Origin of the sequence: Ferranicluibacter rubi (assembly GCF_011603255.1) — a bacterium.
GTDB lineage: Bacteria > Pseudomonadota > Alphaproteobacteria > Rhizobiales > Rhizobiaceae > Ferranicluibacter > Ferranicluibacter rubi.
Map to the genome: position 1 here is coordinate 23,592 of NZ_JAANCM010000010.1, position 22,279 is coordinate 45,870.

The 22,279-nt window shown below is 60.5% G+C and carries 19 protein-coding genes; 7 read left to right on the top strand and 12 right to left on the bottom strand.

Going from position 1 to position 22,279, the window contains the following annotated elements:
- Positions 1-118 precede the first annotated feature (118 nt).
- The 5 genes from G8E10_RS18110 to G8E10_RS18130 all read right to left on the bottom strand — a co-directional run bounded on the left by G8E10_RS18110 (position 119) and on the right by G8E10_RS18130 (position 6,567).
- On the bottom strand, positions 119-1,354 hold the full coding sequence (locus G8E10_RS18110; protein WP_167130184.1) for a CapA family protein: 1,236 nt from the start codon (positions 1,352-1,354) through the stop codon (positions 119-121).
- A gap of 82 nt (positions 1,355-1,436) precedes the next feature.
- On the bottom strand, positions 1,437-3,110 hold the full coding sequence (locus G8E10_RS18115) for a dipeptide ABC transporter ATP-binding protein (RefSeq protein ID WP_167130185.1): 1,674 nt from the start codon (positions 3,108-3,110) through the stop codon (positions 1,437-1,439).
- A complete protein-coding gene (locus G8E10_RS18120; RefSeq protein ID WP_167130186.1) occupies positions 3,107-3,982 on the bottom strand; it encodes an ABC transporter permease in 876 nt (291 codons plus the stop codon). Before G8E10_RS18120 ends, G8E10_RS18115 begins: the two co-directional genes overlap by 4 nt.
- A gap of 9 nt (positions 3,983-3,991) precedes the next feature.
- The gene (locus tag G8E10_RS18125; RefSeq protein WP_167130318.1) at positions 3,992-4,963 is read right to left on the bottom strand and encodes an ABC transporter permease; all 972 of its coding nucleotides are present in this window, start codon (positions 4,961-4,963) and stop codon (positions 3,992-3,994) included.
- An 11-nt stretch (positions 4,964-4,974) separates the two neighbouring features.
- A complete protein-coding gene (locus tag G8E10_RS18130; RefSeq protein WP_167130319.1) occupies positions 4,975-6,567 on the bottom strand; it encodes an ABC transporter substrate-binding protein in 1,593 nt (530 codons plus the stop codon).
- 313 nt (positions 6,568-6,880) lie between these two features.
- Between G8E10_RS18130 and G8E10_RS18135 the strand changes: the two genes are divergently transcribed.
- Positions 6,881-7,108, top strand: a complete 228-nt coding sequence (locus tag G8E10_RS18135) for a helix-turn-helix domain-containing protein (RefSeq protein WP_167130187.1) — start codon at positions 6,881-6,883, stop codon at positions 7,106-7,108.
- Between the two features lie 155 nt (positions 7,109-7,263).
- Here G8E10_RS18135 and G8E10_RS18140 read toward each other — a convergent pair whose 3' ends face one another.
- The 4 genes from G8E10_RS18140 to G8E10_RS18155 all read right to left on the bottom strand — a co-directional run bounded on the left by G8E10_RS18140 (position 7,264) and on the right by G8E10_RS18155 (position 11,463).
- On the bottom strand, positions 7,264-7,740 hold the full coding sequence (locus G8E10_RS18140; RefSeq protein WP_167130188.1) for a hypothetical protein: 477 nt from the start codon (positions 7,738-7,740) through the stop codon (positions 7,264-7,266).
- 330 nt (positions 7,741-8,070) lie between these two features.
- The gene (locus G8E10_RS18145) at positions 8,071-9,480 is read right to left on the bottom strand and encodes a hypothetical protein (protein ID WP_281517653.1); all 1,410 of its coding nucleotides are present in this window, start codon (positions 9,478-9,480) and stop codon (positions 8,071-8,073) included.
- Positions 9,481-10,539, bottom strand: coding sequence for a class I SAM-dependent methyltransferase (locus tag G8E10_RS18150; RefSeq protein WP_167130189.1), 1,059 nt, complete (start codon positions 10,537-10,539; stop codon positions 9,481-9,483). It lies immediately after the preceding gene.
- A 204-nt stretch (positions 10,540-10,743) separates the two neighbouring features.
- Positions 10,744-11,463, bottom strand: coding sequence for a helix-turn-helix transcriptional regulator (locus G8E10_RS18155; protein ID WP_281517654.1), 720 nt, complete (start codon positions 11,461-11,463; stop codon positions 10,744-10,746).
- Between the two features lie 127 nt (positions 11,464-11,590).
- On the opposite strand from G8E10_RS18155, the gene G8E10_RS18160 reads away from it, so the two are divergent.
- Positions 11,591-12,775 (top strand): MFS transporter, encoded by a 1,185-nt coding sequence (locus G8E10_RS18160; protein WP_167130190.1) that lies wholly within the window; start codon positions 11,591-11,593, stop codon positions 12,773-12,775.
- A gap of 587 nt (positions 12,776-13,362) precedes the next feature.
- On the opposite strand, the gene G8E10_RS18165 is transcribed toward G8E10_RS18160, so the two are convergent.
- Positions 13,363-14,088: an SOS response-associated peptidase gene (locus G8E10_RS18165; protein WP_167130191.1), complete on the bottom strand. Its 726-nt coding sequence runs from the start codon at positions 14,086-14,088 to the stop codon at positions 13,363-13,365.
- A gap of 99 nt (positions 14,089-14,187) precedes the next feature.
- Here G8E10_RS18165 and G8E10_RS18170 point away from each other — a divergent pair, with 99 nt between their 5' ends.
- The 5 genes from G8E10_RS18170 (at position 14,188) to G8E10_RS26350 (ending at position 20,167) form a co-directional block, all read left to right on the top strand.
- Entirely contained in the window at positions 14,188-14,352 is a 165-nt protein-coding gene (locus tag G8E10_RS18170; RefSeq protein ID WP_167130192.1) for a hypothetical protein, read from the top strand.
- A 69-nt stretch (positions 14,353-14,421) separates the two neighbouring features.
- Positions 14,422-15,174, top strand: coding sequence for an ImuA family protein (locus tag G8E10_RS18175; RefSeq protein WP_132450077.1), 753 nt, complete (start codon positions 14,422-14,424; stop codon positions 15,172-15,174).
- Positions 15,095-16,606: a Y-family DNA polymerase gene (locus G8E10_RS18180; protein WP_167130193.1), complete on the top strand. Its 1,512-nt coding sequence runs from the start codon at positions 15,095-15,097 to the stop codon at positions 16,604-16,606. Before G8E10_RS18175 ends, G8E10_RS18180 begins: the two co-directional genes overlap by 80 nt.
- A 10-nt stretch (positions 16,607-16,616) precedes the next feature.
- Positions 16,617-19,880: an error-prone DNA polymerase gene (locus tag G8E10_RS18185; RefSeq protein ID WP_167130194.1), complete on the top strand. Its 3,264-nt coding sequence runs from the start codon at positions 16,617-16,619 to the stop codon at positions 19,878-19,880.
- A 137-nt stretch (positions 19,881-20,017) separates the two neighbouring features.
- Entirely contained in the window at positions 20,018-20,167 is a 150-nt protein-coding gene (locus G8E10_RS26350) for a transposase (RefSeq protein ID WP_167130195.1), read from the top strand.
- A 361-nt stretch (positions 20,168-20,528) separates the two neighbouring features.
- Here G8E10_RS26350 and G8E10_RS18195 read toward each other — a convergent pair.
- Positions 20,529-21,667, bottom strand: a protein-coding gene (locus tag G8E10_RS18195) for an IS3 family transposase (protein ID WP_167130196.1) whose coding sequence is annotated in 2 segments (ribosomal slippage) — positions 20,529-21,409 and positions 21,409-21,667 — 1,140 coding nt in all. Because the reading frame shifts where the segments join, the coding sequence is not laid out codon by codon here.
- A gap of 133 nt (positions 21,668-21,800) precedes the next feature.
- Positions 21,801-22,241, bottom strand: coding sequence for an RbsD/FucU family protein (locus tag G8E10_RS18200; RefSeq protein WP_167130197.1), 441 nt, complete (start codon positions 22,239-22,241; stop codon positions 21,801-21,803).
- Positions 22,242-22,279: the final 38 nt, after the last annotated feature.

Consider the following 22,279-nt stretch of genomic DNA (forward strand, 5'->3'; position numbering starts at 1 on the left):
GACATACGGTGCTGACGCGGGCATATCCGACAAGGCGGAGCCATCCCGCACCTTTCTGTCGCCGATCATTGCACCATTGGTGTGGTGCGACAAGCACTGCAACCTAGGGCGGTCGACTTCACAAGATGATCCGAGCGGTACCATCAATTATCGTGAGTTGAGAACCAAACGACAGAGATTGGGCTTGAAACCGCATCAAGATCCTCTCGGCGTCAGAGCCGTGGGCGAGATGCGGCATGAGACGTTCTTCCAACATGGTGTGCTGCCCGCTGGAACTTGCGACGATGACGACAGGATGGAAATCTATAGCGGTAAGCTCTCCAGCTTCATCGAAGGCGCATAGCCCGACCACGCTCTCCCAGATCTCCGGCGCCGTCCACTGCGACGTCTCAGATTTCACATGAAAAATGAAGTTGCCAAGACTATAGAAGATTGGTCGGTTTCGATAGATCTCCACCGGCTGGAGAACCGGGGCGCCGTGGCTGACGAACATCGCTGCGCCGGCATCGATGCAGGCTTTCGCAATATCCCCGACCCAGCTCGACACCTGATACCAGTCAGAGGCCCAATGGTGATGATGAAGGTAGGCAATGACGAGGCCACCGTCCTCGGTTGCGCTGCGGATCTCCGACAAATGTCTGGTTAGACTGGTCTGATCGATTTTGACACGTCTCCCGAAATGCTCGGCGCGTCTGAAGATTGCACGGGCGATGCAAATTTCGTTCTCAGGATCGACAGGCGGTCGGTCGTCCGGCTGGCTGTCATTGCCGAGGTCCATGTCGGTGTAGCCGATGCGGTCGCGGATCAGGCGAAGGTAGTCGAATGCCTCTGCATCGACGTCAACGACCTTCGTCAGGTGTAGCCGGTTCACGCCTGGACGCTCCGGCCGATCCTTCGCTGCGTCCCCGGCGTACATGAAATCTGGTCCAGGCCCCGCATCCATCGCCACAAGTGCAATTTTCCGGCCGTTGAATGACCCCTTGCCTGCCCGAGCCGCCATGGTCTGGTTGCGCCCGATGCCGGCATGCAGGAACCCGCGCCTTTCTACCTCCTCCAGCGTTGACAGGATCCCCGAGGGTCCAAGGTCGAAAGCGTGATTGTTCGATAGCGAGAGACCGTGGAAACCGAGGTCCTTCAAACTGTCGAGGACGACGGGCAGACTGCAGCCGAAGAAGGACCCCTTCAGCGGCCATCCCCCATGCTGCCCATCGATTGTGCTTTCGAAGTTCGTGAAGGCGAAATCGGCCTTTTCAAGCAAATCCCGTACACTCTGGAAAGCCAGGTCGTCGGTGTTGCGAATGTCGTGCTTGATCAAGGACTGGCCGGTCACGGCGATCGTGAATGTCTTTGTCATGGGAATGCTCCTGCGCTCCGAAAGGTGCTCAGCTGACGGAGGAAAACGAGGGGATAGAAGGCTCTGTTGAGATACACCGCCGTCAGATGGTGAAACGCTCCGGGCGAGCGTCGATCAGGCAGCGCGTGTAGGCATTCGTCGAACGGCCGAATATGAACTCCGGTGAACCGCCATCGACGACGCTGCCGTTCTGGAAGATGTAGATCGAACTGCAGAGGGCCTGCACGAGCGCAAGATCGTGCGATATGAACAACATGGAGATGCCCTCCTGCGAGACGGCTTGCCCGAGGAGTTCCACGATCTCGGCCTGCACGGAGACATCAAGGGCTGATGTCGGTTCGTCAGCAACGATAATCCGCGGTTTGGCGAGAAGAGCGCGTGCGATGCAGACACGCTGTTTCTGTCCTCCCGACAGTTGGTGCGGGTATCGGGTCAAAAACGTCATCGGCAATCCCAGGCGATCCATGATGACGCTGATGGCCAATCTTGCGTCCGTCGACGGCGCGCTGCCAAACCTGACGCTCTCCGCCAAGGTGTCACCGATCGGCAGGCGGGGATTGAGGGACATTGCAGGGTCCTGAAAGATCATCTGAACTCGCCCCAGCATGCCGCCAGGCTGTCTCCTGCTTGCGACGTCAACGCGTGTTCCGTCGATAACAATCTCGCCCTCGCATGCTGTCTCAAGACCCGCAATGATCCGCCCGATCGTGCTCTTGCCACTCCCGCTTTCGCCAACGATGCCGGTGATGGCGCCGGGCTTGAGTTCAAGCGAGATATCTTGCAAAGCAGGCTTGCGCGGTTTGCGGCTCCAGCCGAAGCTCGTCCTGCCGAAGGCTTTGGTTACGCCGGACACAACAAGGATCGCCGCGCGTTTCGCCGGTTCCTCATCATCCGCTGAAGCATTGTTCACAACCGCGAACGTCGGATCAGTGCGCTTCCCGCTCGATATGCGAAGTCTTGGAACGGCGGCGAGAAGGTCACGCGTATAGGGTTCCACCGGATGATCGAGGAGCGTCGCTGTCGAGCCGTGCTCCACGACGTTTCCGTCCCGCATGACGACCACCGTGTCGGCAATCTCCGAGATCACACCCATGTCGTGGGTCACAAGAATGATCGACACGCCGGTTTCCGCGACGAGTTCACGCAAAAGCTGCAGGATCTGCTTTTGGATTGTCGCGTCCAGCGCGGAAGTCGGCTCATCCGCGACGATAATGTCGGGTGTTCCTGAAAGGGCGATCGCGATGACGACACGCTGCCGCTGGCCGCCGGATAACTGGTGGGGATAACTGTGATACCGTTCGCTCGGGCTTTCGATCCCGACCCGGGTCAACAGTTCGATCGCTCGACCGCGCGTCTGTTTGCCCGAAAGATCGGGGCAGGCGGCCCGGATCGCTTCCGTCAGCTGAGCACCGATGCTCATCAGGGGATCGAGCGACATCGTGTGGTCCTGAAAGATGGCAGCGATCCTGCGGCTTCGAAGCGCGTCTCGCTCCTGCTCGTCCATCCCCTCCAGAGCACGACCCTCAAACAGGATGGATCCGGACGTTTGGACGAACTCTGGCGCGAGCAGCCCTATGATCGCGTTTCCGACTGTCGATTTACCCGCACCGGACTCGCCGATAAGCCCGAGTATCTCACCCCGGTGAAGGCTCAGATCGACGTTGCGCAGGACAGGCCTCGTCTGAGATCTTGACCGGTAGCTGATCGTCAGCTTCTTAAGCTCCAGTAGCGGCTTCTGCGTGATATCCTTGATCATAGGGATCTGCTCCTTGGATCCAGTTTGGAACGCGTGTCTTCTCCGACGAAATTGATGGCGGCGATCAGGCCCAGCAGAGCGAGACCCGGGAACAGGCTGATCCAGTATTGGCCGGTCATGAGATATTGGAATCCAGCAGCCACTGTGGAGCCGAGGGACGGCTTGTCGATGGGAACGCCCAGCCCGAGAAAAGACAAAGTTGCCTCGAGCGCGATCGCGTGCCCGAGCTCGATGGGAATGAGAGTTAGTGCCGGAGCGATGCTGTTGGGCATGACGTGCCGAAGGAGAATGCGCTTCTTTGGCAGACGAAGAAGCCGGACCGCGTCGAGATAGGACTTTCCGATCTCGCTCAACGCGACGGCTCGGGTCACCCTGCCATATGTCGCCCATTGAACGATGATGATCGCCAGTATGATGCGATCGATCCCCGGCCCGAGGGTGACGATGGCGATCAGCGCGACAAGGATCGTCGGAAGGCTGAGCTGGAGGTCCACGATGCGCATGACGAGGGCATCGACCCAGCCGCCGAAATAGGCTGCAACGACGCCCGCCGTGACGCCGACCACGGCTGCAATGGCTGTACTGACGATGGACACCAGCAAGCTGATGCGCAGGCCGTAGAGGATCGTGCTGACGATGTCTCGCCCAAGTCCGTCGGTCCCCAGCCAATAGATATAGCCATCGCCCCCCATCGTCCCTGGAGCCGCTGATGCCTCCCACCCGCGGATCTGGAGGAGATCATAGGGATTTTGCGGCGCGATGATCGGTGCCGCCAAGGCGACGAGGATGTAGGTGCCGAGCAACGCCTTGGAAAAAGGGATGCTGCCCGTTGGCATGCGCCTCCGAAGCGTCTCGATGAAATCTGTCGACATGAAAGATCCTTACGTGGAGAGGCGCACGCGCGGGTCGAGCACGGCATAGAGAAGATCCACAACAGCGTTTAACGCGATGAAGGCGACGGAGATGAAGGTCAGCGTGGCCATCACGACCGGGCGATCAAGAAACTGGATGGAGTCTATGAGCAGCTTTCCGATGCCCGGCCATGCGAAGATCGTTTCCACCACGACCGCAAAGGCCAGCATGCCACCAAACTGCATCCCGATAATCGTCACCAGGGGAATGCTGATGTTCGGCAAGGTGTGGCGGAACAGAATTCGTTTGCTCGAAAGGCCCTTGGCTCGACAGAACCTGATGAAGTCCTGCCGTTCGACCTCGATGGTTCCAGCGCGCGCAAGTCTTGCGATGAGCGCGACGTTGGGAAGAGCAAGGGCGAGCGCCGGTAGGAACACGTGCCGTAGACCGTCGAGGGTCAGGACACTCCAGTCCTGACCGGCGAAAGAGAGCGTGGCTCCGCGACCGCCCGATGGAAACCATCCCGTCAGCAGCGCACCGCCCAGGATGAGCATCATGCTCAACCAGAAAGACGGAATGCTCAAGGCCAGAACACTGCCGCGCAGGATGGCGCGATCGGCTGCCCCGCCCTGATGTCGTCCAGCCCACAAGCCGAGCAGGACGCCCCCGGGAGCCGCCAGCGCCATAGCGATGACGGCAAGTTCCAGCGTTGCCGGCAGCTTGCTTAACAGCAGTTTGAAGGCCGGCAGGTGGTAGACGTAGGAGGTACCGAAATCGCCGGTGACGACGTTTCCCATGAAAAGGAAGTACTGTCGCCACAGGGGCTGATCCAGCCCAAGGGCGATCGTCGCGTTTCGGATGTCTTCGACGGTCGCTGTTTCGATGTTGACGACATTGAAGACGGGGTTGCCGACGCTGTGGATTCCGACAAACCCGATCAACGACATGACGAGGAGAAGCAGAAGGGCTTGGGAAACCCTTCGGGTGAAAATGCTCAACATCAACCGATCCCTCACTCTGCAGAAGGCAGGGCCTGCATGGCAGTGGTCCATCCGCGCGGATGAACAGCGTAGGACGACACCCTTTGCCCGTGCCCGACGATCAGATGGAAATGGTAGAGAGGGATGATGGGATCGTCGGCCATGACGAACTCGGTGGCTTCGGCAAGAGCCCCCTCGCGAGCAGGCCCATCCTCAAGGGCGGTGGCTTTCGCAAGCATCTCATCGAACGCCGGATTTTGATATTGTCCGTAGTTGATCGAGCCCGTCCCAAGGTCTGGATCCGGAGACGCGAGCACAGCCTTCAGGCAGAACGTGACAGCTTCACCCGAGCAGCCTCCGTACCAGACCGGATAGGCGCCGTTGGATCGCTGCGTGGCGAAAACCGAGAAGGGCGCGACGACGGGTTGAGTGGCAACGCCGATCCTGGCCCAATTCTGGGCGACCGCTTGCAGGGACTCGCTGTCGCCGGGATACCGCCCGGCCGGGCCGGCGAGCACGACGTGAAAGCCATCCGGAAAACCTGCTTCCGAGAGGAGTGCTTTCGCGGCTTCGTAATTCGGCCGCTCGACAGCGAGCTTTTTGGATGTGCCCGACAAGCCCGCCGGAAAGAGCTGCGAAGCCGCCGTTCCAAATCCGAGCAAGATCTTGTCCGTGATAAAGGGCCGGTCGGTGGCCATCCGCAGGGCCTCGCGGACTCGCTTGTCCTTGAATGGATTCTTGATCGGGTTCCCGGCGTTGTCGGTGACCCCCGGCAGCTGCTCGCGTCCGACGTCGAATTGCAGGAAGTTGGATCTGGCGGCGCTGGTGCTGTCGATCGTCAGGCCACGGCCTTTGAGACCGGCGACATCACGGGCCGGGATATAGTCTGCAATATCGAGGTCGCCCGTGCTCAATGCGGCCACGCGCGCGGCAGGGCTCTCGATCACCCGGAAGGAGACATCCGACCAGGCAGGTGTTCCACCCCAGTACTGCGCGTTTCGGGTCAGCTTGAGCCCTTCGCCCGACTGCCAGCTCTGGAATTTGTAGGGTCCTGTGCCGACGGGCTGCGATCCAGAGTTCAGATCCTCGGTCGTTGCAAAGCCGTCCGTCTTTTCGTGCATGATGAAAATGGACGTCAGAGACAGCGGCAGAGTTGGGGCGTCGTCGGTCGTTTCGATGACGACGGTGAGGGGATCCGGTGCCGTGACCGATTTGATGTTCTGGGTGTAGTTCTGAAAGCCGCCGCTTGGCGGCTTCAGAAACGTCTGGATGCGATTGATCGAATAGATGACGTCTTGAGCTGTAAACGCCGCGCCGTCATGGAACCGAACGCCCTCCCGGAGCTTGAACGCCCAGTTGTTCTTGGAGATGCGCGTCCAGGAAACGGCCAGGCCAGGCTGCGGGTTCAATGACGCGTCCTGATTGACGAGACGCTCATAGATGTGAGCAAGCAACGAGTTGTTCTCGTTCAGGTCGGCATAGTGTGGATCGAGCGTCATGAGTTTGAGCTGGGTGCCGATCCGTAGCTCGGCCGCTGCAGCGGCTGTGCAAAATAATCCGGCCGACAGTGCGACTGCGATGCAACTCGCGATGAGCCGTCTGCGAGGTCGATCGAGGACTGACATGATGTTCGTTCCCTTCGTTTTCTTGTTGTGCCATGCGGATTTATGACGAACTCGCGCACGAGGTCGTCGCACTGGGCGATATGGCGACCGCACAGGTCGTCAGGCGGACGTGTCGCGGAAAACTGAGGGAGGGTTTCTTAGGGTGAATGCAGACAAAGTTCTGCTATTCTCAGAATCAGCCATGATCCGAGCTCCCAACAGCTAGGCGTGGTCAGGCCAAACTTCGTGCTGGAACACGCGGTTTGGCCGCTTACAGAGGCAACTTACAAGGAATGCAAATGGCGCGCAACCAAAATCACCATCGTATGGTGATATGAAGTCAATTCAGTGCAAGATGGCTCGGACAGCGTTGGGATGGGGAGTCGTAGACCTTGCAAAAGCGGCAAGCGTCTCGACGCAGACCGTTGTCCGTTTGGAACGAGGAGATGACCTTCGACAAACAACACTTGCGCGCATCCGCGAGGCGTTGGAGCAGGCGGGGATAGAGTTCATTCCTGAAAATGGCGGTGGGGTCGGTGTCCGCTTCAAAGACCCGACGTAAGAAGAGACTATCGGCGATCTTGGCAAAGGCGTTGTCGGCGTCGATGAGAACGGCGAGATGAGGTGAAGGTGGTTCGTTTTGCGTTTCTGTCGTGTCCTCACCGTGCCTTGGCTTAACAGCCTGCTCGATCGGTCTTCAGCCATACCCGTTGGCGGTCAGGTTGCAGCATTCATGCGCGTCAAAAAGTCAGCCAACAGATAAAAAGCCCACACTGCAGCCCCCGATTTAGCAATCATTCGACCGACAACAAAGAATAACCCAGAGTTCATTCCGAATTTTTTGGCTAGTGTTAAGGTAAAACGATCCAACAGTCCTTCAGAGTCGTCTCCATTATCTGAAATCGTAAAAATGCGAGCAAGGACGAATAGTAGAATACCAGCATAAAAGACCAGCAAGCAGGCTAGTAGGATCCAGTCGAGTTTATTGCTCTGCGCTATCACAGCAATGGTAGCGACGACGCTCGCGATGAGAATAATAAACATGAATGAAGATCTAGCAGCAATCCGCAGGCGTGCTCTGTCCTGGGAAGCTTCGGTGGGAGCAAGCCTAACCGCATCCCGCGCTGTCCCCACGAATGAGAAAGCCAGGAAGGCAAATGTGACCAAAATTTTTCCTACTAGATACCAATCCACCTGACAGCTCCGAAAAAGTGCTGCGTTTTAGTGGAGGAACTGACTGAAAATCAGGTTAAGATTTGGTCCGCACCCCCACCGGCTCAGTTCCGCATGGAAACCAACAATGGCTCATTGAGCGCTCCGGATAGGGCAGCTCCGGGGCACTTGCACGGCGCATCCAAGCAAGCGCGCATGCTGTGCCTGCGGACGAGTATCGTTGCTCTTGGGAACTCTTCGCGCAAAACTGCCGATATGGAGCCGCCTCGCGCTCCAAAGCGCCTTCCGACCTCGCGGAGAGGTGGCAGAGTGGTCGAATGCACAGCACTCGAACTGCGTCGCCTGTCGGTATTAGGCCCAGCGCCATTCGTCCTGATCGCGGATGCGTTCGCCGGAGGCAAGGCGCCTCGACATCTCGGCCCAGATGGGGTCCCGGGTGAAAGCCGACAACTCACCACTGGTCTCGACAAGCGTTTTTTCGGCATAGCGTGCCAAAAGCGCCGAGACGCTTCCATACGCCTCGATCTCTCGGTACGGGTCGCTCCCTCCGGGTGCGATCACACGATGTCCCCACATGCCAGGTAAGGTGTCTCCCCTCATGTCCTCAAGGAGGTCGTTCGCACCTGACAGCCGGACGCCGACGGCGGCGAGGTGACGCATCAGAGGCAGATAAACGATCTGGCGGCATCCACCCAGCACCCGCACGCCCGGCAGGATCGACATCACCAGGAAGGCAGTCAGGAGGCTGGGAAGAATATCGCGCCGTCGCAGCGCGCTTGCGAGATGAGACGGCGCGAACGTCAGATGGAAGTCCTCGTCGCCGCCACTGCTGAGGACGCCCGCCTCAAGACGCAGGGGGATGATCCTGTCGCGTTCCAATCGCCAGAACAGATCGGTCGTCCGGCGGACCCATCCTGCCCACGGACCGCTGTTCAAGCGGTCGATCTCACCCAGCATCGCCGCCGCGACTTTTGTGTTCCCGGCAAATCCGTTCGCCAGCCATGACTGTTCATCTTCGAAATGATCAGCCAGGAGGTCGGCAATGTCGAAGTCATCGAGTTGGAGCAGCTTGGCCTGACCCAAAAACCGGCCGTTCCAGAGGTGCTGATTGGCGACCTTGATGGCTTCGGCCGCCGATGGATAGGAGCCGGAGGGGAGTTCACCCAACAATCGAGCTGCGGAAGCGTTCGGAGCGATGTTGCCTGCAGAGTCTGTAAGAGCGAAGCGGTATGGCCCGTTGAGGCATCCGATACTGGACCTGTCGATCCGGCTCCGGGGAAGCCCGAAGAGATTAAGGGGCGTGCCGTCGAGGCGCAGCCATCCGGCACCCTTCTTGGCGCTCTCACTGAAACTCGTCGTCGAGACGCAATAAGTGATGTGCCAGTCTCGCTCGTGCGCCTGAAGACCCATCAGGCTGAACAAATGGGTGTAGAAGGCATCCGGCTCGAACAGCAGCAGACAGTGCGGGCCTGTTTGCAACACCGGCTTTTCTGTTAACTCCGCTGCGGCGGCCCTGGCCTCACAGATATCATATCCGGACCGAAGCGCTGCAGCCTCCACCCGCCTTTGGAGGAGGGTCATCGCATGCGCGCGGATCGGATTGTTCGCAGCGAAGGGCGCAGTTTTGTAGGCAAAGGCGGCATAGTCTTTGATCGGGCGTGACCAGAAGCGCGCGGTGGACGGCATGAGGTTTGTCAGACAACGCCGGACATCCTCTGCACTGGCGGCGGCGCGGGCGTCCTCTGCCGCTGTCGAGGTCATCTACGCTGCCGTCCTGTGAGATGCATGGCCGACGTCTCCACGCCAGTGAAGCACGGCTCCAATTGGATCGGAGCTCGTGTCAACGAGCACGAGAGGAAGCTCGGCATAGCAATAGGCCGGCGGAAGTGCAGGTCTTTTCAGGAGAGAGATGAACGCGAGGATGGATGAGCGGGAATTCGACGAGACGATGGTATAGAAATTCCCGCTGTTCCAGGTGGCGACCGAATAGCGAAAGAAGGACCTCAGCGCGTTCGTGGTGGCCTCGAGATCCACCTGGAAATCGACCATCGTGTCGAGGATCTCGCTCTTCTTTCCCGAGATATTCGCACGCGAGAAATAGCGCGGCTTGAAGACGTCGTCTTTCTGTCGCTCGCGGGCGTCATAGAGATCACGGTCCGGGTGAGACAGCTTCTGGACCTGGATCAGCAGGCCACCGTCGCGGATCTTCGGCATGATGAAGTCGAGTTGCTGTACCCTGTCAGAGCCGTACATCTGGAATGTCGTGTCCTCCAGAAGAATGTCGAAGCCTTCGCGAAAGGGCTCGAGGGCATCGTCGCTGGCATAGCGCGCGTCGTCAAGTTCGAAAAACGGTCCCAGGAAGAAGTGCGCATGCTCGCTGCCACGCCGCCTGTTGAATGCCGTCTGATTGGCGGCCGTCGGGCTGCAGCAAAGCGTCTTGATACGCCCGCCCCCGAGGACGCCAAGCGTTCGGGCGAGGCACCCCGTTCCCGCCCCCAACGTATAAAGCGTTGCGGGGGACGATTTCGACATCCAACGGTTCAGCGCGAAAGAGAGCGTCGCAGCGCCCAGTCTGCATTCCTCCTCCAGTCTGAAGGGAATGCTGGCGAAGTAGTGGCTGTCGAAAGCACCCCATAAGGCTTTCTGGGTGTCGAAGAAGACAGCACACTCCATATCGAAATCCAGCATGCTCAGATCCGGCCGCGGCACTGCGACATCTGGCATGCCATCGAGCCCGCCGGCGGTTCGGTCGAAAAACGCCGAAAAGGACGTCAGGCGTGGAGCCTGTCGCCAACCATCGATCGTGCTTGCGTTGGCCATCATCGCCTCCTTCAGAAGGGTTGGAAAGCTCGGCCGGCTGCAGATTTGGCGTCATGCCATGGGTTTCCGCCGCTGTTCGAACCTGATGGACGAGTTTCACCTTGAAGCTGGACAGCCGCAATCTGACGGATCCTCCAGGTTGCACATCTGCCTCAAAGACCTATTGATCGAGGCAGCCGGGTTCGTGATGGCGAGGGAGGTCCGCTAGATGTTGATCAGATCAAGGATCGTGGCGCGGGCAACCGCGTGATGGCTGGTGAGCGCGCCAAGCTTGTGCCGCGCCGTCCTCAAATACAAGCGGACGGAGCTTTCCGAAATCTCCAAAGTGGCCGCGATCTGTTTGTGGATCTGTCCGGCTGCGAGCAGTTCTAGACACTGCTTTTCTCGCCGTGACAAAGCCTTGCTCCGGACCACCGGGCGCAGGCCTGTAACGCCAAGGATCGTCTCGTGAAGGTAGTAGGAGAGAACATGGAGGTCGTTGATGATCAGGGCCCTGAGGTCTGCCCAGTCCGGCTGCGTGAAATGGGAAGAAACGGAGAAAAATGCCCGTTCCCCGTAGGGGCCGCGAATAGGAAAGGTGAGGCCATTCGGACCGACACCGTGCGACAGGGCCTCTTCGAAAAAAAGAGACACATTGCGGTCGGTTCGATCCACGGATTCCCAGTCGACCGGCAGAAGACCGGCAAGGCTGACCCCGATCAGTGGGTCGAGTTCGAAGAAATTACGAGCGACATAGGTGTCTACCCAAGCTTCGGGATAGGTTGTGAAGTAGAAGGGGTCGTGCTTCGACGACGATTTGAATCTCAACGCGAGAAACGTCGCGTGGGAGAGGTCGTAACGCGCGCAGGTTATGCGCAGTAAGCTGTCGATTTCACCACGATGCTTCGTGTCTCTGATGTCCTCAAGCGTTAGGTGAAGGCGCAATCTTACTCCGATCGAGACGAGGTCTTACGTCTCGTAACCATAGTCTGATTTGGCGTGCACTGACAGCTTCGCATACCTGTCATATCCGACAATCCGAATGGTGGTTTGCCGACACGAGGTGAGAGAAATGGCAGAGCCCGAGGTCAGCAAGGACCGTATTCCCCCGGGGGTGCTTCTCCTGACGGTGGGGGCCGGTTTCGTCACCCTAACGCGCGCCATGACGCTTTCCTTCCTCGCCGTGAAACTCCAGCAGACCTTTGGGCTGACGCCGATGATGATCGGGCTCTTGCTCGGATTTGGTTCGCTGACGGGCGCGATCGCCGGACCTTTTGCTGGAGCGCTCTCGGATCGAACCGGTCGGAAGGTGATGTTGTCGCTCGTGCTGGGCACACTTTCCATCTCAACACTGGTTTTGGGACTGGCCGAAAGCGTCCTCCTGTTCAGCGTCGCGCAATGTGTCGCGGCAACGGCGATGTCCCTCTACGGCCCGATCTCGCGGGCGTTGATGAGTGACCTCTGCACCGAGCGGACACGGCTGAAATACTTCTCCTGGCGGTACACTGCATCGAATGCCGGGTGGGTTGTCGGTCCTCTCATCGGCGTCGGTGCGGGCTTGGCATCCACACCCCTCTTTCTCGTCGGGGCATGCGTTTACGGGGCGATGGCGCTCCTTCTGTATCGCTCATATCGGCCAGCCGCGGTCGATCCGGACGAGCCGAAAGCATTAAGGCCAGGTGTCATCGCGAGTATCCGGGAGGCGTTCGGCAACAGCGCTTTGGTCTATTTTACCTTGGGCAGCACGTTGTTCGTTGCCGTGTATGGCCAGTGGTCGGCAACGCTTGCTCCCTACCTCGTTGAAAACATGAAGGATGGTGCGACCATCTACGCATACCTGTTGTCCATCAACGGTCTCGTCGTGCTCACGGCGAGCGCTTTCACCCGACCGATGATCGAGCGGGTCGGACCATTACGGGCACTGCTCTTGGGATCTGGCTTGCTCGTCGTCAGTCAGCTTTGTTTTTCCGTATCGGATGGATTGGCGGGTTTTGCCGCCTCTATGGTGGTCTTCACCCTTGGCGAAATTCTCGTGGTGCCCGCCGAGTACATGCTCGTCGACAGCATATCATACGCCAAGAACCGCGGACGCTCCTTCGGGGCGCATTCCCTCTCGGCCGTCGGTGGCTTTATCGGGCCGACCTTCGGTGGCGCGGCGTTGGAACTGCTGGGAGGATCAGCAATGTTTCTGCTCTTTGCAGCCTTCATAATTTTGGGCACAATCTTCTTCTTTGCCGGTGCGGGAAAGCAGCGCTAATCACCCTCAAGTGTCGAAGTTCTGGCCGCAGCGATACTCAACCATTCCGGCCATCTGACACCATGTTTCGCTCTGTTGTCCCGATGTCAAATCCGTCGAAGGATCGGGGAAGCGGACCCGCTCGCCGGGGGCTGTCGGTCCCGGTTTCCGACGGTGTCGGCGCTATGCTAAACCTCCTGCGGCAACCCTTTATCCGGTCTCACGGGAGGCGAACGGCTTTCGCGCAAAGCGCTGCAGCTGGTATGCCCTTTCTCGGCTGATCCTTCGACATGGGCGGTCGCGCTTGCTTCCCGCAACGATCAGTCCGATACCTGCGATTGTTGCCGAGACCATGCCACCGCGGTGTCGACTCGGCCTTCGCGCTGGCCGGGGTTGCGACGACGATCTCCATCGTCGTGCCCGCATTTTGAGGAGAATGCCTCGCGCGCGCCCCGATCAATCGAGCGTCTCCGCTGACGCCAGCGTCGGCCCGCAGACGTTCGACCTCATCCTTTTCATGTCTCGACATGGCGATGCGATAGGCGTCAGATCCGGCCAAGCCAACGCAACGAGTCTACACCTTCGATGGTGCCAGTTCACGCTGGTGTCTATTCGGCGGCGGCATCGAGGAGAACAAGCCGATCATCCGGTAGCGAACGCTGCAGCGATTTTGCTTCCGGCCAGGGTAACGTCAGCCACGCTTCGACCTCATCTTGTGTCGTGAGGATCACCGGCATCGCCTTGGGGTGAACTGGTCCGACGACCGCGTTGGGCGGGCAGGTGAGGAAGGCATAGTAGTCCGCGGTGATCAGGCCTTCCTTGACCTTGCGCACGCTCGTCCAGTCCTTGACCCAGATTCCGGCAAAGAACAGAAGCGGTTCGCTTGTGTCGCCCGCAAACCAAGCATTTGGCGTGCGCCCGCCTTCGACCTTGGCGGCCGGGTTCGGCTCGGCAAAGCGGGTGAGGGGCACGACGCAGCGGTTCTCGACCCCCAGCCAGCGCGTCCAGTGGCGGCTTGCGGTATTGCGCACATTGGTCGTGCCACCGTCCGGCTCGTGTTTGAGGAGCCTGTCGAAGTCCACGTCCTTCCCCTTGGCGCGCAGTTTGTCGGCTCGCTTGGTCGCGGCCTCGTACAGCGCCTGGCTCGAGCTCGGCATGCCCCATCGCACAGACGCCAGCTCGCGCACCCCGTCGGGTGCGTTTCGCACGATCGGCGCCATCCGGTCGGGGTAGACATCGAGCGACGGCTCCATATTGCCGATGATGTCACGGGCAGCATTGGCAAAGGCGCGGATCGCCTCCTGGTTCGTCGTGATGTTGTAGAGGTTACACATCTGTCGCTTCCCGCAGTGATGGCTGATCGAGAGATAGGGTTGGGCGATCCTAGCATGCGGACAAGATTTTACGAGTAGCGACCAGTCGGGGAGTGGGCGATGACGCATGCTCCACAGGCCGGTACATTTCCTGTTGATGATCCGGAAGGTGGTCCGCGACTTACCATTCTGAATCAAAAGCGGAATCGCCAACCTCTGCACTTTCCCGATTATTTTCCTATTGAAGGCGGACTTGACTCCTATCGCGAAAAGAACAAGTCATGAACATCAACTTCGTTAGCGGCATGATGCCGCGCTTGTAACCCGCAAAACCTTGAGAGGAGTGCGTGATCGATGACGGCTGCCCGCGCACAGGTTCTCACCGAGCTTCGCGACCGGATCGCGACGCTGGAGCGCAGCGTTCCGCGACAAGCCGGCTGGCTGTCGTTCGGCGTGCTCGCCATCGATGCCGTTCTGCCGGGCGGCGGTCTTGCCCGTGGTGCCCTGCACGAGATCGCCGGCGGCGGATCCGGCACGGTCGATGGTGCGGCAGCAGCCCTGTTTGCTGCGGGGATTGCCGCGCGCACCAAGGGCAAGGTCGTCTGGTGCCTCACGCGGCCGGACCTGTTCTTCCCCGCGCTTGCCCAGGTCGGCCTTGATGCCAATCGTGTGGTCTTCGTGGAAGTCGATCGTGAGGAGGACGTGCTGGCTTCGATGGAAGAGGGCCTATCGCATGGCGGTCTCGGTGCCGTGGTCGGCGAACTCGTGCGCCTGCCAATGACCGCCTCGCGTCGGCTCCAGCTTGCCGCCGAGAAGTCCGGGACGCTCGGTCTCGTGGTGCGGCGATGGCGACGGCAGACGGAGGCCAACGACTTCGGCCAGCCGACGGCATCCACCACGCGCTGGCGGGTCAGCGTGCTGCCGTCGGTGGCGCTGCCGGTTCCCGGTGTCGGCCGGCCGCAATGGTTCCTGGAGCTGATGCGGGTCAAATCGGGAGAATGCGCGGAATTTACTGTCGGAGCCTGTGATGCCCAGGGTCGTATCCATCTATCTGCCGACGCTACCGACCGATCGCATCCGTCGCGACGATCCGGATATTCCGCCTGAGCAGCCGGTGGTGGTGATCGCGCGAAGCGGTGCCAAGCGCTGGGTATCGTCAGCGGATGCGGCAGCCGTTACGGCCGGCGTGCGCATCGGCATGGCTGCCGCCAAGGCGCAGGCCTTGTTCTCCGGGCTGATGATGGTGGATGCCGATCCGGTGGCCGACGCACGGGCGCTCGAGCGGTTGTCGCTCTGGGCGCTGAAGATCTACTCGCCCGTCGTTGCCGTGGATGGCACCGACGGCATCGTGCTTGACACGGAAGGCGCCGATCATCTCCAGGGCGGCGAGGCGATGATGATCTCCGGGATTGCCAACCGCTTCCGCCCAAAGGGCCTCACGGCACGCGTCGCCATCGCCGATACCTGGGGTGCCGCGCACGCCTGCGCCCGCACCATCGCGCGCGAGACCGTGATCGTGCCCACGGGCCAGACAGCGAGAGCCGTCGAGCGTCTGCCGATCGCGCGGCTGCGTCTGCCCGAGAAGACCGTGTCCGATCTGCGCACGCTCGGCTTCCGCACCATCGGCGAACTTTCCGCCACGCCGCGTGCGCCGCTGGCGCTTCGCTTTGGCCCCGAGATCGGCCGCCGGCTTGATCAGATGTTCGGCCGCGTGTCTGAGCCGATCGATCCTGTCCGCACGCCGGACCTCATCGTCGTCTCGCGCTCCTTTGCCGAGCCCATCGGAGCCGCCGAGACCATCGACAAGTATGTCGGTCGTCTGGTGGTGGCGCTCGTGGAGAAGCTGCAGGAGAGGGGGCTTGGCATCCGGCGCGCCGATCTCCTTGTGGAGAAAGTGGACGGCACGCGTCAGGCGATCCGGGCGGGCACGGCAAAGCCCGCCCGCGACATCGCCTGGCTCACAAAACTCTTCCGCGACCGCACCGAAAAGATCGAGCCGGGCTTCGGTATCGAGAAGCTGTCGCTGGCCGCCGTCATGGCGGAGCCGCTGGAGGAGACGCAGAGCGCATCAACCCTTGTCGATGACACCGATCGCGACATCACGCCGTTGATCGACATCTTCGGCAATCGCGGTCACAGGGTCTACCGCTATGCGGCGGTTGCCAGCGACGTGCCGGAACGTAGCGTGCGCCGGATCGCGGCGGCCGCCGCCGATGTGCTGGAGACATGGACCCTACACTGGCCGCGCCCGACGCGTCTTCTGGCCCACCCCGACCCGATCGACGTCATCGCGCTCCTGCCCGACCAGCCGCCCGTGTCGTTTACCTGGCGCGGCAAGCGGAGACGCGTCAAGCGGGCGGACGGGCCTGAGCGTGTCTTTGGCGAGTGGTGGAAGCGCGACAGCGAGATTGCAGCCGTGCGCGATTACTTCACACTGGAGGACGAGGCAGGCGAACGCTTCTGGGTGTTCCGCAGCGGCGACGGCGAGAACTTGGCGACCGGCTCGCACCGCTGGTTCCTGCACGGGATCTTCGCATGAGATGCGCCGCATGAGATATGCCGAGCTCCAGGTCACGACCCACTTCTCGTTCCTGCGCGGCGCGTCCTCAGCAGAAGAGCTGTTTGCGACCGCCCATGCGCTCGGCATTCAGGCGTTGGGTATTGTTGATCGCAATTCGCTCGCGGGCATCGTGCGGGCGCTCGAGGCGTCGCGCACGACCGGCATCCGTCTGGTGGTCGGCTGCAGGCTCGATCTTGCCGACGGCATGTCAGTGCTGGTCTATCCGACCGACCGCGCCGCCTATTCCCGCCTTACCCGTCTTCTGACGCTCGGCAAGGGCCGTGGCGGCAAGGGCAACTGCATCCTGTCGTTTGAGGATCTCGAACTCTATGCCGAGGGCCTCATCGCCGTGCTCGTGCCCGATCTGCCTGACGAGACCTGCGCGGTGCAGCTCCGCAAGCTGTCGGGTGCCTTCGGTGATCGTGCCTATCTCGCTCTGTCCCTGCGCCGCCGGCCGAACGACCAGATGCGGCTGCATGAGCTCGAGATCCTTGCCCACCGCTACCGGGTGCGCACCGTCGTCACCAACAACGTGCTTTTCCACGAGCCGGGCCGTCGGCAGCTCCAGGACATCGTCACCTGTATCCGCAACAACACCACCATCGACGCGGTCGGCTTCGAGCGCGAGCGCCATGCCGACCGGTACCTCAAGCCGCCGGAGGAGATGGAGCGTCTGTTCCCGCGCCACCGCGAGGCGCTCGCCCGAACGATGGAGATCGTGTCCCGCTGCACTTTTTCGCTTGAGGAACTGACATACCAATACCCGGAAGAGGCGATCATTCCCGGCAAGACACCGCAAGAGTCCCTCGAGCACTATGTCTGGGAGTGCATCCCCGATCGCTATCCCGAAGGTCTGCCCCCGAGCGTGCTGAAGACCGTGCGCCATGAGCTCGATCTCATCCGCACCATGCGCTACGCACCCTACTTCCTCACCGTCTTCTCGATCGTGCGCTTTGCCCGCTCGCAAGGCATACTCTGCCAGGGGCGGGGATCGGCTGCAAACTCCGCCGTCTGCTACATCCTCGGCATCACTTCGATCGATCCCGAGACCAATGACCTGCTGTTCGAGCGCTTCGTCAGCCAGGAGCGGGACGAGCCTCCGGATATCGATGTCGACTTTGAGCATGAGCGGCGCGAAGAGGTCATCCAGTGGATCTACAAGACCTATACGCATCAGAAGGCAGCGCTCTGTTCCACCGTCACACGCTATAGGGCCAAGGGCGCGATCCGCGACGTCGGCAAGGCGCTGGGCCTGCCGGAAGATCTGATCAAGGCGCTTTCGTCCGGCATGTGGTCGTGGTCGGAGGCGGTCAGCGAGAGGAACGTCAAGGAGCTGAACCTCAACCCGGACGATCGGCGGCTGGTGCTGACGCTGTCGCTTGCCCAACAGCTCATGGGCGCGCCGCGCCATCTCGGCCAGCATCCGGGTGGCTTCGTGCTGACGCACGATCGCCTGGACGATCTCGTGCCCATCGAGCCAGCGAGCATGGCGGACCGGCAGATCATCGAGTGGGACAAGGACGATGTCGAGGCGCTGAAGATGATGAAGGTCGACGTGCTTGCGCTCGGCATGCTCACCTGCATGTCCAAGGCCTTCGACCTCATCCGCGCGCACAAGCACGAAGATCTCGACCTCGGCAGCCTCCCTCAGGAAGATGCTGCCACCTATGCGATGATCCGCAAGGCCGACACGCTCGGCACCTTCCAGATCGAAAGCCGGGCGCAGATGGCCATGCTGCCGCGGCTCAAGCCCCGGACCTTTTATGATCTCGTGGTGCAGGTGGCGATCGTGCGGCCGGGGCCCATCCAGGGCGACATGGTTCATCCCTATCTCCGTCGCCGGGAAGGCAAGGAGAAGGTGGAATATCCGACCCCCGAGCTTGAGTCCGTGCTCGGCAAGACGCTCGGCGTGCCGCTCTTCCAGGAAAGCGCCATGCGGGTGGCGATGGTCTGCGCGGGCTTTACCGGTGGCGAGGCCGATCAGTTGCGCAAGAGCATGGCCACCTTTAAGTTCACAGGCGGTGTGAGCCGGTTCAAGGACAAGCTGGTCTCGGGCATGGTGAAGAACGGCTACTCACCGGAGTTCGCCGAAAAGACCTTTAGCCAGCTCGAAGGCTTCGGCTCCTATGGCTTCCCCGAAAGCCATGCCGCCTCTTTCGCGCTGATTGCCTATGCCTCCAACTTCGTGAAGTGTCATCATCCCGATGCCTTCTGCGCGGCCCTCCTCAACTCGCAGCCGATGGGCTTCTATGCGCCGGCCCAGATCGTCGGAGACGCGCGCGCCCATGGGGTCGAGATCCGCCCGGTCTGCGTCAACCGCTCCCGCTGGGACTGCACGCTGGAGAAGATATCCGGCACCAAGATGCGAGCTGTGCGTCTCGGCATGCGCATGGTGCGGGGGCTGGCCGCAGCCGATGCCGCTCGGATCGTCGCCGCCCGGATGGACGATCCCTTCGAGAGCGTCGACGACATGTGGCGGCGCTCCGGCGTGCCGGCGGCCTCTCTCGTCGAGTTGGCGGAGGCCGATGCCTTCCAGCCGAGCCTGCAGCTCGAGCGCCGGGACGCGCTCTGGGCAATCAAGGCGTTGCGCGACGAGCCGCTACCGCTGTTTGCCGCCGCGACGGAGCGCGAGATGCGAGCGATTGCCGAACAGCAGGAGCCGGAGGTGGCGCTGCGCCAAATGACGGAGGGGCACAATGTGGTCCAGGACTATGGTCATGTCGGCCTGACATTGCGGGAGCATCCGGTCGCGTTTCTGCGGAAAGAACTCACAAAGCGCAGCATGGTCACCTGCGAGGAAGCGATGACGGGCCGCAACGGCCGCTGGGTCTATACCGCCGGTCTCGTACTCGTTCGCCAGAAACCCGGATCGGCCAAGGGTGTCATGTTCATCACAATCGAGGACGAGACGGGGGCGGCCAACATCGTGGTCTGGCCGAGCCTGTTTGAGAAACGCCGGCGCGTGGTACTAGGGTCGTCCATGATGGCGATCAACGGGCGCATCCAACGGGAAGGGCAGGTCGTCCACCTCGTGGCGCAGCAGCTCTTCGATCTCTCTGGCGACCTGTCCGCATTGGCGGATATGGATGCGGCGTTCAAGGTCACGTCAGGGCGGGGCGACGAGTTCGCGCATGGCTCCGTGGGCGGAGGCGATGCGCGGGACCGACCGAAGAAAGTGCCGCAGCCGAGGGACATCTTCGTGCGAGATTTGCATATCGATACGCTGAAGGTGAAGGCGCGGAACTTCCAGTAGCAGATGTCTGGTTTCTCAGCATCGGTCCGAAGAGACGTTGCATGAGCTAAATCGGTATTCGTTCTAAGCAGTTATGATTCGACGAGGCACGGAAGCACTGTGGATGAAGTCAACGTGAAAGATACCATCGTGATGGTTTGCGCTATGCCAGCGGGTCGACGGACGCGGGATGGGCGCTGGTCGAGCATTTAATCCCACTTGCCAAGCACGGAGGCCGCAAACGTGAGGTCGACGGACGCGAAGTTCTCAACGTCCTGCAATACATCCTCAGCACGGGCTGCCAATAGCGGGCCGTTCCGGAAGAGTTGCCGCAGAGGAGCACCTGTTCAGCTTTTTCGATCTGTGGAACTGGGACGGCACGCTCGGTCCTATTCACTAGGAAAGGTCCGAGAAACGCAGCCAGGTGACGGCGCTCGAGGCTCGCCCGAGTGCAACGATCGTTGACATCTAGAGCGTCAAAAGCGCTGAAAACGCGCGCTGCGGTGACCCGAGCAGACATGATGCGGGAACCAGATCAAGGCAGGATACGGAATATCCTCGTCGATGTCTGAGTGGACCAAACGGACAAGACATAGACGACGGTCCTGAGAGGTGGCTGGGTTTGTCTGAACAGTTTTGGGCGTTTTGCTAAGTGAATTCTCGCCTCGATTATGCCGCCACCATCATGGGTGCCAGCGCGTTGAAGTAGGCCTGATCCGGCGTCTGCCGGTCAAGGGATGAATGTGGGCGTCTGCTATTGTAAAAGGTCAGATATCGGCCAATGCCGACGCGGGCCTCAGACACGGTCTTGTAGGCGTGGAGGTAGACCTCCTCGTATTTGATCGACCGCCAGAGCCGCTCGACGAAGACGTTGTCGCGCCATGCGCCCTTGCCATCCATCGAGATGGCGATCTCAGCTTTCTTCAGCACCGCCGTGAAGTCCACCGAGGTAAACTGCGAGCCCTGATCCGTGTTGAAGATGTCGGGCTTGCCATAGCGGGCGAGCGCTTCTTCGACCGCTTCGATGCAGAAGGCCGCTTCCATCGTGATCGACAGCCGCCACGACAGAACCCTTCGGCTGAACCAGTCCACGACGGCGCAGAGATAGACGAAGCCGCGAGCCATTGGGATATAGGTCAGGTCCATCGCCCAGACATGGTTGGGCCGGGTGACCGACAGCTTGCGCAAGAGGTAAGGATAGATTTTGTGCCCAGGTGCCGGTTTCGACGTGTTCGGGCGGCGGTAGATCGCCTCGATGCCCATCTTCTTCATCAGCGTGGCGACGTGCAGCCGCCCAGTTTCCAGCCCGTCGCCCCTCAAGAGCCCTTGCAACATCCGACTTCCGGCAAACGGGTAGTTGAGATGCAGTTCGTCGATCCGCCGCATCAGGGCGAGATCGCCTTCAGACACTGGACGGGGCAGATAATAGATGCTGCCACGGCTGAAGCCGAGAAGCCTCGCCTGGCGTGCGACCGACAGTTTGTGCTCGCGGTCGATCATTTCTTTCCGCCCAGCAATCCCGCCTTGCCGAGCGCACCGGACAAAAAATCGTTCTCCAGTGTCAGTTCGCCGATTTTGGCGTGCAGCGTTTTGACATCGATGGTCGGGCCCGCCGGTTCCGCCTTGGCTTCATCGCCGAAAACACCCGTCGCCCCCTCAAGGAGCTGGTCTTTCCACTGTTTGATCTGGTTGGCGTGCACATCGAACTGTTGGGATAATTCCACCAGTGTCTGCTCACCCCGGATGGCGGCGAGCGCCACCTTTGCTTTGAAAGCCGGGCTGTGGTTCCGGCGCGGTCGTCTCGTCATGGTATCTCCTGTTCCCGGCATCTAAGCCGAAGTCAGGCAGAATTTCCACTTATCCCCCCTGTGCAGATTTCCCGAGCCAGCTCTCTGGGCGAGAACGTCAAGAGTCGTTATAAGGTTGTTCCGAAGCGCCGCTTCAAATCACGCCTTTGCTCAAAATGAAGCATCCATAGGGCCCCGGGTCAGAGGTTCTGACGATCGCGAACGAGCTTTTTGCAGCTTCGTAGAAGGCAAAGCGTTCCAAGGCCTCCATCACAACAGGTCTGTCTTGCGACCGATCTATGGCGTTTTGGATCACTGAGAAAATCGGCATCTGAGCATCCGCGTCACCGACCACCTGCATGCGCTTAACCGGTGCATCGACGAAGGTATCCAGAGGAAAAAGCGTCATGACGGCCTCCACGAGACGCTCAAGGCCGCAGCCGGAGACATCGATGAGGCGTCCATAGGTGGTATGCTCGGCTATCGTTTGCGCAGGGTGGTTCACGTCACACACGACCAGCTGGTCGCCATGTCCCATCAACATCAACGCATACACCAATTCGGCGTTCAAGATTGGGTCGATCCCCTTTAGCATTCCGTTGCCTCCCCTAGTCGCGCTGCTGCTCTTTACGG

What these genes read in the sequence shown, in the direction of transcription:
- G8E10_RS18110 (WP_167130184.1), bottom strand. Translation starts at nt 1,354, where the DNA reads ATGACAAAGACATTCACGATCGCCGTGACCGGCCAGTCCTTGATCAAG.
- G8E10_RS18115 (WP_167130185.1), bottom strand. Translation starts at nt 3,110, where the DNA reads ATGATCAAGGATATCACGCAGAAGCCGCTACTGGAGCTTAAGAAGCTG.
- G8E10_RS18120 (WP_167130186.1), bottom strand. Translation starts at nt 3,982, where the DNA reads ATGTCGACAGATTTCATCGAGACGCTTCGGAGGCGCATGCCAACGGGC.
- G8E10_RS18125 (WP_167130318.1), bottom strand. Translation starts at nt 4,963, where the DNA reads ATGTTGAGCATTTTCACCCGAAGGGTTTCCCAAGCCCTTCTGCTTCTC.
- G8E10_RS18130 (WP_167130319.1), bottom strand. Translation starts at nt 6,567, where the DNA reads ATGTCAGTCCTCGATCGACCTCGCAGACGGCTCATCGCGAGTTGCATC.
- G8E10_RS18135 (WP_167130187.1), top strand. Translation starts at nt 6,881, where the DNA reads ATGAAGTCAATTCAGTGCAAGATGGCTCGGACAGCGTTGGGATGGGGA.
- G8E10_RS18145 (WP_281517653.1), bottom strand. Translation starts at nt 9,480, where the DNA reads ATGACCTCGACAGCGGCAGAGGACGCCCGCGCCGCCGCCAGTGCAGAG.
- G8E10_RS18150 (WP_167130189.1), bottom strand. Translation starts at nt 10,539, where the DNA reads ATGGCCAACGCAAGCACGATCGATGGTTGGCGACAGGCTCCACGCCTG.
- G8E10_RS18160 (WP_167130190.1), top strand. Translation starts at nt 11,591, where the DNA reads ATGGCAGAGCCCGAGGTCAGCAAGGACCGTATTCCCCCGGGGGTGCTT.
- G8E10_RS18165 (WP_167130191.1), bottom strand. Translation starts at nt 14,088, where the DNA reads ATGTGTAACCTCTACAACATCACGACGAACCAGGAGGCGATCCGCGCC.
- G8E10_RS18170 (WP_167130192.1), top strand. Translation starts at nt 14,188, where the DNA reads ATGACGCATGCTCCACAGGCCGGTACATTTCCTGTTGATGATCCGGAA.
- G8E10_RS18175 (WP_132450077.1), top strand. Translation starts at nt 14,422, where the DNA reads ATGACGGCTGCCCGCGCACAGGTTCTCACCGAGCTTCGCGACCGGATC.
- G8E10_RS18180 (WP_167130193.1), top strand. Translation starts at nt 15,095, where the DNA reads ATGCCCAGGGTCGTATCCATCTATCTGCCGACGCTACCGACCGATCGC.
- G8E10_RS18185 (WP_167130194.1), top strand. Translation starts at nt 16,617, where the DNA reads ATGAGATATGCCGAGCTCCAGGTCACGACCCACTTCTCGTTCCTGCGC.
- G8E10_RS18200 (WP_167130197.1), bottom strand. Translation starts at nt 22,241, where the DNA reads ATGCTAAAGGGGATCGACCCAATCTTGAACGCCGAATTGGTGTATGCG.